Consider the following 14,285-nt stretch of genomic DNA (forward strand, 5'->3'; position numbering starts at 1 on the left):
CTATCTCTTACTATAATAATGGAACTTCCTGTATTTTAATCTTATCTATGTATAATAGTCATTTCACCTATCATGATAAGTAATTTTACTATTATAGCATATTTTTATCAATGAGATTACTAAAAAGTTAAAAATAAGTTCATATTCTCCAACGTTTATACATTGGTTTTTTTATAAATATTAAATTGCATCTTGTATTATTTTTAATCTCAAATGATATGATATTTATTTCCATAACCATTCCATTCTTATATATAAATCTATTTTAAAGTTAAATAATAAAAGCTTATTTAACTATTATTTTTAATTACCACTCAAGTAATGTTGCTGCATAAGTTAACCCACCACCAAATGCGACAAGAATAATTTTATCACCTTTATTTAGTAAGCCTTTTTCATACATTTCATTTAAAGCTATAGGTACTGTTGCAGCTGATGTATTTCCTACCTTTTCTAAGTTCAAATAAAACTTATCTTCGCTTAATTTCAACTTTTCTGCTGCTAATTTTATAATTCTATAATTTGCTTGGTGAGGTACTATATATTTAATGTCATCAAATGAAACATTAGTATCTTTCATAACTTCAGTAACGGCTTCATCTATTGCAGATACTGCAAATCTAAGTATTTCTCTACCATTCATATCGATAGTTCTTTTAGCTAATTTTTTCTCTTTCGAAAAAGGAGTATCAAAATCAGTAGCGCCTATAGTAAGTGCTTCCCCCTTTTTCCCATCCGCTCTTAAATATGATTTAATTATTCCTGGTGCCTCATCCCTCTTAAGTACAGCAGCACCAGCGCCATCTCCAAATAAAATACAAGTGCTTCTGTCTGTCCAGTCTGTTACTTTTGAAAGAACTTCAGCTCCAACTACTAATGCATTTTTATAATTCATAGACATCATTAAAGCTTTAGCTGTCTCCAAGCCGTATACAAATCCTGAACATGCAACACTTATATCAAAACAAGCTGCCTTACTTGCATCTAAATTACTTTGAACTAGACATGCAACCGATGGTATAAACATATCTGGACTAATTGTAGCAACAATAATAAGTTCTAAATCTTTTGCATCAATACCAGCTCTTTCAAGGGCAAGCTTAGCTGCTTTTGTTGAGATATCAGATGTATTTTCTCCTTCTGAGATTCTTCTTTCTCTCATACCTGTTCTTTGCACTATCCACTCATCACTTGTTTCAACGAATTCACTTATTCTATCATTAGTAACTACTAGAGATGGAAGATATGCTCCAATTCCAGCAATTTTAATATTACTCATATTTTTCTCCTTCATTATACTAATTCATATTTTTCTTTAAAAAAGTTATTTATTTTACTTAAAGAAGAAATTAAAATTTCTTCCTCTTCTAACGTTAATCCTTCTATTGCATTATTTATCATTTCTCCATGAAATCTCTGATGGATTCTGAATGCTAACTTTCCTTTTCTAGTTAATTTAATAAGGACAACTCTTCTGTCTGTTTCTATCCTGTTTCTTTCTACATATCCTTTTTTAATTAATTTATTGATAGCAGTTGTTAAAGTACTTACTGTAATTTTTAATTTCTGCGCTACCTCTGACATTGTTCTTTCACTGTACATACCAATAGATTCTATAGTATGAATTTCTGTTATTGAAAGATCTGAAAGTACACCATTCTTTAAACTTTGCTCCTCAATTTGTAAGACATCATTAAATAACTGCACCAAAAGCTCGTTAATCAGTTTTGTTGATTTATCCATTTATCTGCACTCTCCATTTTGGCATCCAAAAATATCTTCTAACAAAAATTATATTCAGTGTTTATAAAATGAAAAATTTGGTAATGAAAATTCTAAATATCATACCAAATACGCAATCTATTGACCAATTAGACATATGAAATAAAATAACAAGCAAACGACATAAAGATATTTTGTCCTAAGATTGACTGAGGAAAGTTCATTTTGAATTCAGAATGAACTACATGAAAAGTTTCACTTTACTTTAGACAAAATATATAAACAAACATATTTACTTTATATTTTCTGAGTATGCCTCGCCTTTAATCAAAAAGTTTTAAAATCAAATAGTTTGATAATCAAAATATACTATACTCAAAATACATTGTCAAATTTTTTTCAATTTTTTCCAGTCTCTTGTATGCTTTTAATTAGCAATTTCATATGATATAATTAATTAAATTAGTTAATATTATCTATAATATTAATTTTTAAACATAGGAGGTGTACATATCATGACTAGAAAGTTAATTATAGCTACAGTTTTAATGTTAAGTACCGTAATGGTTTCTTGTAGCACAAAGCCTAGTGATTCCCCTAAGCCTAGTGATAATAACACTACTACTGTAGAGCAAAATAAAGACGACAATGGCTCTTCTAATGCTGATAGTAAAAAAGCTAATGAAGCTACAAGCGATACAAAAAAAGTAAATAAGGTAAAACTTTCTATATATAGTATAGATGATAATTCTTTAGAACCAAATGAATCAGGTACTATTGAGGTAAATGAAAATTCAACTCTACAGGACAAGCTAAAAGAATTAGCAAAAGCTGTATCAGAGAAAAAATTTGACAATTTACCAATTGAAGTTAAATCTATAGATACTGTTAACGGCAAAAAAGTTGCTACTATAAACTTAACTGACTCAAATAATAAAAAATGGGTTCCAAAGTTTCAAGGATCAACTGGTGGTTCAGTTACAGCTAATACTCTAATTGAGAATTTCCTTCAATCTAATAACAAATCTAAAGGCGAATGGATTGATGGTGTAAAATTCCTATATAATAATGAAACAATAGAATATGAACATGCATCAGACTTATCTACTGTTAAGTATGCAAATTAATTACATTAAGTTATAACAAAAAGAAGCCAAGCTTTAATATTTAAAACTTGGCTTCTTTTGCTTTTTATCTTATTATCCAGTATTTCAACAAAATCTCTTCTTATATAATGGTATCTATTTCAAAGTTCTTCAAATTTTTCTTCATTAGAATATATATATGTTGCAAAAATAATTCTTCATCATAATTCTAAAAATATCGAAAGAATTTTAGCCTTAATTGTGAACTGTAAATTGTAAAATGTGCATTGTGAATTGCAATATATATTTCAATTTATTAAGAAATTACTGTATATGTTTGAGTATAAGCTATTTGTTCATCACCTAATGTAAGGTAATAATATATAGGTATCATATACGTTGAATAAAATAACGTTGAAGCTTCCGGCACATTGCTTTCTATTGCTCTTACTAAGAGTTGTTGGTGCTTTAAGCTTACAATATAGCAATTAGCTATAATTACAATTTGTTCTGCAAAAAACACGTCAGAAATTGAATTTGAATATTTATCCGCATGATTTACCAAATTAGTCCTAATAATTCTAAGCTGCTCAATATAACGCTGTATCTCAACATCAAACTTCTTTAAGTCATCAACTGGTGTATCTGGTTTTATATTATATACAGTTAAATTTGCCCGTATAACTTTAATTTGATTTAAGCTGTTAATAATATCCTCCTTATTCTGCAAATTAGATATTTTAGGGCCAAACTGCTGAGGTATACTTGGAATTTGTGCATATACTAAATTACTTGTGAATACTGTTATGAATATTATAAACGTTATCAAACGAATTATTCTTTTACGCATTATTATTCCTCCATATTATAATAAATCCACCTTATTTACAAAAAGAATTCTTTAAGTTTATCCTTTGTTATTTTAAATATTTTATTCCTAAAAAAGCAGATTATATTAATGAGGATATGCGCACTGCTCAAAGGGCAGCCGTTCTATTGTTTCCAGTACTGTATATAGGTATCCAAGCTAAGACATGAACTTATGCATATAACTCGCCGAAATCATAAATATTTTGTTCCAAAAAGCTATGAAAATATCGCTGAAGGTTCTAAGCAGCAGGTTGTATCCAATTTAGCACTTTCAGCGAAATTTTTATAGTCCTGCGAAGCAACAATGTTTCTTCTTTCGGTATACTATATGCATAAGTCTATGTCTCAAGTTGGATATCTCCCCAAAGGTTCTTATATTCTTCAAGTTCTCTTATTGGATCCAATTCTTTGTCTTTCTTCATATACTCCAAAAAGAATTCATTTAATTCTATACTTTTTTCTACATCTCTTAATGCTTTTAAATTTTCATTTATATTTACATAATAGCAAGCTCTATTATAATATAAAAAACCTTCATCATCATTTTCTTCTATTCCCTTACTTATTACTTCAATAGCTTTTTTAAAATTACCTTCTTCTCTATATTCTACAGATAAATTTAAAAAACTATAGGGATAATTGGGATTTGCTTCAATAGACTTGTAATAATATCCTTTACTCTCTTCTATCTTATTTAACTTATTTAAAATTACTGCTTTATTAAATAATATCTTGTAATGTCTATCATCAATTTCTAGAGCCTTATTTATATAATTCAGTGCATCAATATTTTCATTGTTTTCTTCTAAAATACAAGCTACATTTGCATATGCCCACATATAATTAGGATTTATCTCAATAACCTTTTTATAGTTACTTATCGCCTTATCCTTTTCACCTGATTCATCATATATATTGGCTAAAAAGAAATATGCTTTATCATAATTAGGATTTTTTTCTATGGCCTTCTCATAATAATTTTTAGCCTTTTCTAACTCATCATTTTCATCATATATTATTGCCAAGCCATAATATGCTCTAGCATCATCCTCATCTAATTCAATTACTTCTCGATACTTTTTCTCTGCATCACCAGATAATCCAATTTCATCATAAATTAATGCCATATCCATCAGCAATTCTATATCTTCTTTTCCTATATTTAAGGCATATGCCTTCTGATAAAATGAAATGGCTTTTAATAAGTTATTTTCTGACCTTAAATTTCTCGCCATATTTATATAATTATTGTATAAATAATTTTTGTTTTCCATCTTGTTCTTCATCCATTCATTTGATTTGTTAATTCTAATATTTATTATGCTCAAATATACTCTTAAATTTAATCCTGATAAAATAATTACTTCCTTAGAATTATATCACTAAAATAATAGAATACTCAATTTATATACAATTGAGTATTTTATCATATTGAACTTATATAAATTGCAATTCACAATGCACAATTACAGTCAAAATTCTTCTAATATTTTTAGAATTATGATGAAGTATTATTTTTGCAACATATATATGAAATGTTTACTTTTTATATACATCTATAACATTTTCAGTTTTATAATGACCGTAGTACCAAGTATTTGTATAAGAAGTTGATCTAAAATTCAAAGAATCAGCAAGCTTAGTTTCTACTCCATCCTTTGTCTTCCATAAACTAAATGAATCTCCATCTTTTCTTACAAATAATATTTGGTTTTCTGATAAATATTTTGGCATGAAATCAAATGATTTATTATTTGTAATTTGAGTTATTTCTTTTGTTTCAGTGTTTACTTGATAAATATAGTGTGGTTCACTTTCCCAGTTTTTCGAACTTTGTGACATATCATCTTTTAAGGCATCAGCTCCAGAATATGCTATACTTTTTCCATCACTAGAATAATCCGGTGTCATTGATACTTGATTTTCTGGAATTAGACTTGTAAATTTGTTAGCTTTGATATCGAAAATTCCTAATGTTTTGTTGCTATACATATCTCTATATTCTCCATTGTTAACAGCAACTATGCTGCTATCTACTGGATTTTGAGAAATATTATCTTTATATGCCAATGCAATCATATTATTATTTTCTATAACTTTATTGTTTAAAAGATCATATACTGCAAATTCTGTCATATCTGCTGACATTGAGCCTGAATTAGGTTTGTTCCATATATACATATATCTATCATCACTTGATACCCTCTCAACATTAGGTCTTGATCCAATAGATTCAAATAATTCAGATACTGTATATTGATTTCCAATCTCTTTATTATTTCCTTCTTTTTCTTCCAAAATAACCTTTTCTTCTTTAGTATCTAAATCATAGCTAATTATACCTATTGATTTAATAGTTCTCCCTTTGTCTGTAGTAGTTTCTAGCTGTTTGTTAGCATATACCTTATTTTTACTATCGCAATTGATATTAAAATAATCATACTCATTGCTTATAATATCCACTAACTTTTTAGTATTGGTATTATACATAGACATCCCTGCATTTTTAGAAGAGCAAATTAAGTTTCCTGAGTTATTCCAATCATATGACTCTACATTTTTAGCTACTTCAATTACTTCACGAGTCTCTATATTGCAAATATATAAATTATCTTCTTTAGTATAAGCAACATATAACCCATCTTTAGATATTTTCGGCAATTTAATTTTTTCATTTTTATCAAGAAGAATTGGGTTATTTTCTTTTAGTTCAGACATGTATAGCCCATCATCTGATACAAATACTGCAAATTCTGCTCCTTTAGCACTTTTTGCTGTATCACTATTACTAGCAAATACAGTTTTTGAAGCAAGCAAACTAGTAGATGTAAAAATCATGGTTACCATAAGTGAAATACAAACAACTATTTTTTTTGACTTTTTAAAAAACACTATATTTTTCAAGCGTGTCTCAATCTCCTTCCTACTTTTACAAACTGATGCCCCTAAGCTTAGGGATTTATTCTGAGAATATTCTATTAACTCTAATATAATTTCTCCATAATATTTTCTTTTTGATTTATCCATATTCTTTATAAGTTGTTCATCTAAAGACAGCTCACAATTTATATTTATCCTATTTCTAATAATATAAACAATAGGATTAAACCAATTGATTATATTTGCTAAAAGCGCTACTGCCTTCACCCATAAATCTTTACGTTTAAAATGAATTAATTCATGATCCAGTATTATTTCAAGCTTGTCCAAATTGTGGTTCATCTTAGGAATTGTGATAGTAGGTGTTAATATTCCTGTAATCATTGGACTTTTAATGCCACCACATTCTTTTAGATTTATCTTCCTATATATATTTAATTTTTTCTTACAGTTTTCAAAAACATCAATTATTGATTTATCATCAATAATATCACTTACACTTTTAAGTTTTTTATAAAAAGAAATATATACGTAAGTTTCCTTAATTACTAGTATGAGTACACCTAATATCCATGCATAAATCAGCATATTTCTATTCATTATTTTTTGCATCATACTTGTCTGCTTTAAATCCACTTGGCTTTGGCTTACAGGCTTAAGAGTACCATCCCCTTGCAAAACTCTTATCTCATCACTTTTATCATTGCTCTTAAGCATCTTTTCATAATTTTGCTGTGCTACTGTATTTGTATCCTGCATTGATAAATAATTCTTATATTCCACTATTTGAGGCAGTTTAACAAAACTCCCAATAGGTATAATAAAAATCAAAAGCGTTATAAATAGCATATAATAATTCCAAGTAGCACTAAAAGTTTTCTTAGTAAATGGCCCAAATAAACAAAGTATTAAAAACATAAAACTGCCTGCTAGTGACATTTGCAGAATATAATTTAGAATATTCATATGTCTACACCTCTTTGAGCCATTCTTTCAACTCTGCAATATCCTTATTGCTTATTTTCTTATTATTAAACAATGTTGCCATAAAGCTTTTAACTGATCCCTTATGCATATCTTCTAAGAAATTATCAGTTTGAATAGCTTTATATTCTTCTTCAGTAATTTTAGGAAAATAATTATTTAACTTTCCTACTTTAGTTACACTCAAAATCCCCTTTTCAGTTAATCTTGATATCAACGTCATTATTGTTGTTACCTTCCATGAATTTTCTTTTGGAAGCGCGTCTAAAATCTCAGCTGTAGTAATTTGATCATTCTTGTTCCATATTATTTTCATTATCTCCATTTCAGCGTCCGATATCTTCCCTAACTTCATATTCAATCATCTCCTCTATATAATTCTACAAGGTGTAGTATTCATGTTTTTATACTACGCCTTGTAGAATTGCATGTCAATATATTCCTATGAATTTTTAATAAAAAACTTATTGCATATGCATGTTACAATTCACAATGCACATTTCACAATTATGGCCAAAATTCTTGCACTATATATGTTGCAATAGAATTTCTCCATTTTGGTTTTAACTAAACATTCACTTCACTAAAATTTTAATGTAAATTTATTATTTCAATATATCTATTCAAACCAAACTACACAAAATAAGCTATTAAAAACAGTTAATGCAGGGCTAGTCTCCTTTTGCTTGTCCTAATGAATTAAGAACATGCGCAAGAAGATGTAACCCTGCATTAGTACTTTACAACGAATTTTTCATAAATCTGCTAAGTAAACATATATGTTGAAATTCACAATGCACATTTCACAATTACACCTAGAATTCTTACAATATTTTTAGAAATTTTATGAAGAATTATTTTTGCAATATATACTGAATTAATTTATAGCAATTTTTATTTTTCTATTTCACTTTCCATTTATATCTTGTTTCTAAAAATTCCCCTTGTCTATCATATCCTTTTATATTATATCCCATCTTGTTATATCCTTGCCTGTCATATCCTCCACTATTATATCCTTCTTTATCATATCCATATTTATCGTACCCGTCTATATTGTAGCCTTCTGTATTAAAATATGTGCCATTTTTATGAACCCCTTTTTTATCAAAACCCTCTTCATTAAATTTTGTACCGTTTTTATGAATTCCTTTTGAATCAAACCCATGTTCATCATATTTCTTTAACCTATTAAAAAATAACATAAAGATTGCACCTCAATTTTAATTTATTATCTATATACTTATTTATAGATATGCCAAGTGAAATCTAAATCTATGCATATAGCTCACCGAAATAAGGATTATGCTGTTGTTCCAGTTTCTAAAGAATTATGATGGATGATTCTAAGATTACAAGTTGCACCAAAGATGCTAGCTTCAAAGACAAGCTTTGAACTAGCATACTTGGAACAACTTCCAATCTAAGAATCAGAACCATCAAATTCCTAATGAAACATTTCACAAAAGCATAATTCTTATTTCTAGTTAGTACATATTTCATAGTCTAGATATAGTTTATAGTTGGCTTATCTATATTCGAGTCAACAAAAAAAGACCGACCTTAATAAAAAGGTCGGTTGCACTATTAACTCATCGAATATAAAGTGCCCAAGTAAATATTCGAATCACAGTTTCCTTATATACATAATATTACTATTTCATGATTATTTTAACATGGAATTAATTACAAATCAATGAACAAATGGTGAATAAAATGAAACAATTTTAAATTTTAACATATACATTGCAATTCACAGTGCACAATTCACAATTACGGCTAAAATTTTTAGAATTATGATGAAGAATTATTTTTGAAATATATATAAGCTATTAGGTGTTATTGATTAAATAATAATAATACCTAATAGCTCATTTCTTTAATATATATTTATTTATGTGTTCCTATATCACTTCTACAATATGCCCCTTCAAAAGTGACATATTTAATATTTTCGTAAGCGTCTTTTCTAGCTTCTTCTAGAGTTTTTCCAAGACCAATAACTGATAGCACTCTTCCACCGTTAGTCTTTAAAACTCCGTCTTCTGCTTTAGCTCCTGCTAAGAATACTTTATCTTTAACTTTTTCATCAATTGTTATCTCATAACCCTTAACAAAGTCTCCTGGATATCCTTTAGATGCTAAAACAACATTTATGCAGACACCATTATTCCACTTAACTGTGGTTTTATCTAGTTCTTCTCTTAATGCCGCTTCGATAACTTCTACTAGGTCACTTTCCATTAGATAAAGAACTGATTGTGTTTCAGGATCTCCCATTCTTACATTATATTCTAAAAGATAAGTTCCTTTTGCAGTAATCATGATACCAAAGAAGATTATTCCTTTATAATCAAAGCCTTCTTCTCTAATACCAATTAAAGTCTTAGCCATAATATTTTCTTCAAAATCCTTCATCACATCTTCTGTCACATAAGGATTTGGAGCTAATACACCCATTCCACCTGTGTTTGGTCCTTTACCTCCATCAAATATCTGCTTATGGTCTTTACCTGATATGAACGGAATTATCGTCTTCCCATCAGTGATAGATAGAATTGAAGCTTCAACACCTTCTAGGAATTCTTCAATTACTATTTTTTGACCCGCTCCATTGAAGATATCATCTACCATATAAGATTTTACTGCTTCTATTGCTTCTTCTTTAGTTTCACATATAGCAACGCCTTTTCCTGCTGCGAGACCATCTGCTTTAACTACTGTTGGATAAGGACAGACTTCTAAATATTTAAGCGCTTCATTGACATCTGTAAATGTTTCGTATTCTGCTGTCTTAACGCCATACTTTTTCATAAATTCTTTAGAAAAGCTTTTACTTCCTTCAAGCATTGCTCCATTTTCAGCTGGTCCAAATATCTTTAATCCTTCTGTTTTAAACTTATTAACAATTCCCTTTGTTAAAGGATCTTCTGGCCCAACTATTGTAAGGTCAATAATTTCTTCTTTAGCAAATTTAATTAATTCATCAATATCAATTATGTTTACATTTTCGCATTTATTTTCAATTGCAGTTCCGCCGTTACCTGGAGCAACAAATATTTTTTCAACCTTTTCACTTTTTGCAAGTTTCCAAGCCAAAGCATGTTCTCTACCACCTGAACCAATTAAAAGAAGTTTCATTTACATACCTCCAAAATAATATTCCGTTATAGATAAACAGCATACACTCATAGCTTATGTTACAACCAACCGAAAGAAAGGATACTCTGTTGTTTCGGTTGTCTTAGAGAATACAACTTTGGATTTCTAACATTAAAAGTTGCGTCCATTTCTGCATGCTCCCAATGCAAGATTGGTACAAGCAAAAATGGAACAACTTCTAATGAAGAAATCCTACAGCCATATTCTCAGATGCAACACTGCACAAAAGAGTACCCTTTCTTTCTAATGTGGGAGTCATTTCAAAGCATAAGTCTAATTCATAACTTGTTTATCTATAACAATTAACTTAAAAAAACACAGGGTTTTTATTATATATTTTCAATCCAATATAGAATTTATTGCTTAATCACCTAATATAAATAACTTATCTATATTAATGCTTGAAGTGTCTATATCCTGTAAATACCATTGCTATTCCATGTTCATTACAAGCATCTATTGATTTTTGATCATTCATTGAACCACCTGGCTGAATTATAGCCTTAATACCACTTTTCGCTGCTTCATCAACTACATCTCTAAATGGGAAGTAAGCATCTGATGCAAGGATTGTAGCTCCTTTTCCTCTCTTTAAAGCATCTTCTGTTGGCCAGATTCTGTTAACTTGACCCCCGCCAATTCCAAGTGCTATTCCGTTATGAGCAACAACTATAGCATTAGATTTAACGTATTTAACTACTTTCATTCCAAATAATAAATCATTCATTTCTTCATCAGTTGGTTTCTTTTCAGTTACAACTTTAATTTCTTCTACTAATTTATTATCTTCCTCTTGAACAAGCATTGCCCCATCAACTGTAACCATATATTTATCTGCCTTTGGAGTTTTATGGAATTTAAGAACTCTTAAGTTCTTTTTAGTCTTTAAAACTTCTAAAGCATCTTCATCATATTCTGGTGCAGCTATAACTTCTAAGAAAATTTTAACCATTTCCTCAGCAGTTTTCTTATCTACTTTTCTATTAAATCCAATGATTCCCCCAAATATTGAAGTTGGATCTACTTCATATGCCTTCATATAAGCTTCATAAGAATCTTTTCCAATTGCAACACCACAAGGTGTATTATGTTTTAATGCACAACATGCTGGTTCATCAAATTCATTAGCACATTTCCAAGCTATATCAACATCTTTAAAGTTATTATAAGATAATTCCTTACCATTTAATGTTTCAAAAGTATTCATAGCTCCATCAAGCATTGTTGATGCGTAAACAGCTGCAGTTTGATGTGAATTTTCACCATATCTAAGGCTTTGCATCTTCTTATATGAAACTGAAAGATATTCTGGATATTCTTCCTCATCATCAGCTAACAAGAAGTTTGAAATAGCCCCATCATAAGCGCTCATAAGATTAAATACTTTACCAGCTAATTTCTTCTTAGTCTTATAAGAAGTTTCGCCATTTGCTTCAACCTCTTCCATAACAACTTTATAGTCATTTTTATCAGAAATTACTACAACATCCTGAAAATTCTTAGCTGCTGCTCTAAGCATTGTAGGTCCGCCAATATCTATAAATTCAACCTTTTCTTCAAATTCTAAATCTTCTTTAACTTTCTCAAAGAATGGATATAGATTTACAACTACATAATCTATGGTATGAATATTTCTTCCTTTTAATGTATTCATATGCTCTTCATTGTCTCTTATAGCTAATATTCCAGCATGAACTAATGGATGAAGTGTTTTAACTCTTCCATCTAACATTTCAGGAAAATCAGTAACTTCATTGATTTCAATTACATTTAATCCATTTTCCTTCAAATATTTATAAGTTCCACCTGTTGATACAATTTCAACATCTTTAGATACTAAAAATTTAGCAAAATCTAAAACTCCCTCTTTATCAAATACGCTTATTAAAGCTCTCTTTTTCACGAAAAGGCCTCCTTTATTCTTCTATCTTGACTCTACCATCAATTACTCTAATTTTATTTTCGCTAATTAACTTAATTGCCTTAGGTAATATTTCGTGTTCTTTTTCTAAAATCCTCTTTTGAAGAGTTTCCGCATCATCTTCAAAATAAACTGGCACAACTTCTTGAAGAAGTATTGCACCACCATCAACTTCAGAATTTACAAAGTGAACTGTACATCCTGAAAATCTTACACCACTTTTAATTACGGCTTCATGAACCTTTAATCCGTACATTCCAGGTCCACAAAAAGATGGAATTAAAGATGGATGAATGTTTATAATTCTATTATCAAATTCTTTTAATATTTCCCCATCTAAAATTGCCAAAAATCCTGCAAGAACTATTAAATCAACCTTTCCCTTTGTTAATTCTAAGATCTTGTTAGAGGATTCTTCACCATATTCACGCCTATTAACAACAAAAGTATCTATATTATGCTTTTTTGCTCTCTCTAAAGCATAAATATTATCACGGCTTCCTATAACCATCTCTATCTTAACATTCATATAGTTACTTTCAACCGCATCTATTACCGATTGTAGGTCTGTTCCGCCCCCAGAAACCAAGACCGCTATTTTAAACAAATACCTTCACCCCCAGATGTTACGTATCCTATTTCATAAGCTTTTTCTCCCATTTCTACTAAAGCCTTTATAATAGGTTCCACATCTTCATCTTTAACAGCAAGAACAAACCCTATTCCCATGTTAAAAGTGTTATACATATGTTCCTTATCTACACCTTTTTCAATGATTCTTTCAAATATAGCTGGAAGTGGATATGAATCTTTGTTAATTACAGCTGTGAAGTCTCCACCATTAAACATTCTTGGAACATTTTCTATAAATCCACCACCTGTAACATGAGCCATACCTTTAATCTCATAGCTTTCCAACAATTTAAGTACTGGTTTCACATAAATCTTAGTTGGTGTAATTAATGTTTTCCATACTTCTTCACCATTAAATTCTTCATTTAAATCTGGGAATACTTTTCTGATTAATGAATATCCATTAGAATGTATTCCAGAAGAGGCTATACCAATCAACTTATCTCCATCTTTAATATTGCTTCCATTAATAATCTTATCTTTATCAGCTATACCAACTGCAAATCCAGCCATATCATATTCTCCATCTGAATAGAATCCAGGCATTTCAGCTGTTTCTCCACCAATTAAGGCACAGTCAGAATCAACGCATCCATCCGATATACCTTTAACTAAATCTGCTGCAACTTCAGCTTCAAGCTTCCCGCAAGCTATATAATCTAAGAAAAATAATGGTTTTGCCCCATGGCATAAAATATCATTTACGCACATAGCCACGCAGTCAATACCAACTGTATCGTACTTCTTGTTCTTAAATGCTATTTCAAGCTTAGTTCCTACTCCATCAGTTCCAGAAACTAAAACTGGTTTTTCATAGCCTGATGGTAATTCAACCATCCCAGCAAAACTTCCAAGACCATTTAAAACATATTGACTCATAGTTCTTGCTGCGTATTCTTTTATAAGCTTAACTGACTTATATCCTTCTTCTATGTTAACTCCCGCTTCTTTGTAAGTAATCATTTATTAACTCCACCTTTCAAAATGCTATTGACATATTCAAAAAACAATAGATGAATGTGCCGTAG

Annotated in this window: 12 protein-coding genes and 1 riboswitch; of the genes, 1 reads left to right on the top strand and 11 read right to left on the bottom strand. The window is 29.5% G+C overall.

Translation table 11 applies throughout. The annotated features are described in order from the left end of the window. Window positions 1–307 precede the first annotated feature (307 nt). Both L3B96_RS09710 and L3B96_RS09715 read right to left on the bottom strand, forming a co-directional pair. On the bottom strand, window positions 308–1,279 hold the full coding sequence (locus tag L3B96_RS09710) for a beta-ketoacyl-ACP synthase III (protein WP_011968411.1): 972 nt from the start codon (window positions 1,277–1,279) through the stop codon (window positions 308–310). Between the two features lie 14 nt (window positions 1,280–1,293). After that, on the bottom strand, window positions 1,294–1,743 hold the full coding sequence (locus L3B96_RS09715) for a MarR family transcriptional regulator (RefSeq protein ID WP_011968410.1): 450 nt from the start codon (window positions 1,741–1,743) through the stop codon (window positions 1,294–1,296). 494 nt (window positions 1,744–2,237) lie between these two features. On the opposite strand from L3B96_RS09715, the gene L3B96_RS09720 reads away from it, so the two are divergent. Further along, a complete protein-coding gene (locus L3B96_RS09720) occupies window positions 2,238–2,849 on the top strand; it encodes a hypothetical protein (RefSeq protein WP_238860587.1) in 612 nt (203 codons plus the stop codon). Between the two features lie 274 nt (window positions 2,850–3,123). Here L3B96_RS09720 and L3B96_RS09725 read toward each other — a convergent pair whose 3' ends face one another. The 9 genes from L3B96_RS09725 to purM form a co-directional block, all read right to left on the bottom strand. Further along, complete coding sequence (locus L3B96_RS09725; protein WP_238860590.1) at window positions 3,124–3,657, bottom strand: hypothetical protein; 534 nt, start codon at window positions 3,655–3,657, stop codon at window positions 3,124–3,126. Between the two features lie 358 nt (window positions 3,658–4,015). Then, window positions 4,016–4,951 (bottom strand): tetratricopeptide repeat protein, encoded by a 936-nt coding sequence (locus L3B96_RS09730; protein ID WP_238860592.1) that lies wholly within the window; start codon window positions 4,949–4,951, stop codon window positions 4,016–4,018. A 265-nt stretch (window positions 4,952–5,216) separates the two neighbouring features. Beyond that, window positions 5,217–7,523 carry a M56 family metallopeptidase gene (locus L3B96_RS09735; protein ID WP_238860593.1) on the bottom strand — a complete coding sequence of 769 codons (2,307 nt, stop codon included), beginning with the start codon at window positions 7,521–7,523 and terminating at the stop codon, window positions 5,217–5,219. A 4-nt stretch (window positions 7,524–7,527) separates the two neighbouring features. Beyond that, window positions 7,528–7,896 carry a BlaI/MecI/CopY family transcriptional regulator gene (locus L3B96_RS09740; protein ID WP_238860595.1) on the bottom strand — a complete coding sequence of 123 codons (369 nt, stop codon included), beginning with the start codon at window positions 7,894–7,896 and terminating at the stop codon, window positions 7,528–7,530. Between the two features lie 547 nt (window positions 7,897–8,443). Next, a complete protein-coding gene (locus L3B96_RS09745) occupies window positions 8,444–8,746 on the bottom strand; it encodes a hypothetical protein (RefSeq protein ID WP_017210862.1) in 303 nt (100 codons plus the stop codon). Between the two features lie 359 nt (window positions 8,747–9,105). Beyond that, a riboswitch (cyclic di-GMP riboswitch) is annotated at window positions 9,106–9,188 on the bottom strand. Window positions 9,189–9,431: 243 nt separating this feature from the next. After that, on the bottom strand, window positions 9,432–10,682 hold the full coding sequence (purD, locus tag L3B96_RS09750; RefSeq protein ID WP_238860597.1) for a phosphoribosylamine--glycine ligase: 1,251 nt from the start codon (window positions 10,680–10,682) through the stop codon (window positions 9,432–9,434). Between the two features lie 415 nt (window positions 10,683–11,097). Next, window positions 11,098–12,606 carry a bifunctional phosphoribosylaminoimidazolecarboxamide formyltransferase/IMP cyclohydrolase gene (gene purH / locus L3B96_RS09755; protein WP_238860599.1) on the bottom strand — a complete coding sequence of 503 codons (1,509 nt, stop codon included), beginning with the start codon at window positions 12,604–12,606 and terminating at the stop codon, window positions 11,098–11,100. Window positions 12,607–12,619: 13 nt separating this feature from the next. After that, the gene (purN, locus tag L3B96_RS09760; protein WP_078116405.1) at window positions 12,620–13,231 is read right to left on the bottom strand and encodes a phosphoribosylglycinamide formyltransferase; all 612 of its coding nucleotides are present in this window, start codon (window positions 13,229–13,231) and stop codon (window positions 12,620–12,622) included. Beyond that, window positions 13,219–14,220: a phosphoribosylformylglycinamidine cyclo-ligase gene (gene purM, locus L3B96_RS09765; RefSeq protein WP_011968400.1), complete on the bottom strand. Its 1,002-nt coding sequence runs from the start codon at window positions 14,218–14,220 to the stop codon at window positions 13,219–13,221. The genes purN and purM overlap by 13 nt, the downstream gene beginning before the upstream one ends. Window positions 14,221–14,285: the final 65 nt, after the last annotated feature.

The sequence above is a fragment of the Clostridium sp. YIM B02569 genome, from assembly GCF_022320765.1.
Taxonomy (GTDB): Bacteria; Bacillota; Clostridia; order Clostridiales; family Clostridiaceae; genus Clostridium; species Clostridium beijerinckii.

Coding starts and splice junctions, on each gene's coding strand:
- L3B96_RS09710 (WP_011968411.1), bottom strand. CDS start 1,279: ATGAGTAATATTAAAATTGCTGGAATTGGAGCATATCTTCCATCTCTA.
- L3B96_RS09715 (WP_011968410.1), bottom strand. CDS start 1,743: ATGGATAAATCAACAAAACTGATTAACGAGCTTTTGGTGCAGTTATTT.
- L3B96_RS09720 (WP_238860587.1), top strand. CDS start 2,238: ATGACTAGAAAGTTAATTATAGCTACAGTTTTAATGTTAAGTACCGTA.
- L3B96_RS09725 (WP_238860590.1), bottom strand. CDS start 3,657: ATGCGTAAAAGAATAATTCGTTTGATAACGTTTATAATATTCATAACA.
- L3B96_RS09730 (WP_238860592.1), bottom strand. CDS start 4,951: ATGGAAAACAAAAATTATTTATACAATAATTATATAAATATGGCGAGA.
- L3B96_RS09735 (WP_238860593.1), bottom strand. CDS start 7,523: ATGAATATTCTAAATTATATTCTGCAAATGTCACTAGCAGGCAGTTTT.
- L3B96_RS09740 (WP_238860595.1), bottom strand. CDS start 7,896: ATGAAGTTAGGGAAGATATCGGACGCTGAAATGGAGATAATGAAAATA.
- L3B96_RS09745 (WP_017210862.1), bottom strand. CDS start 8,746: ATGTTATTTTTTAATAGGTTAAAGAAATATGATGAACATGGGTTTGAT.
- purD (WP_238860597.1), bottom strand. CDS start 10,682: ATGAAACTTCTTTTAATTGGTTCAGGTGGTAGAGAACATGCTTTGGCT.
- purM (WP_011968400.1), bottom strand. CDS start 14,220: ATGATTACTTACAAAGAAGCGGGAGTTAACATAGAAGAAGGATATAAG.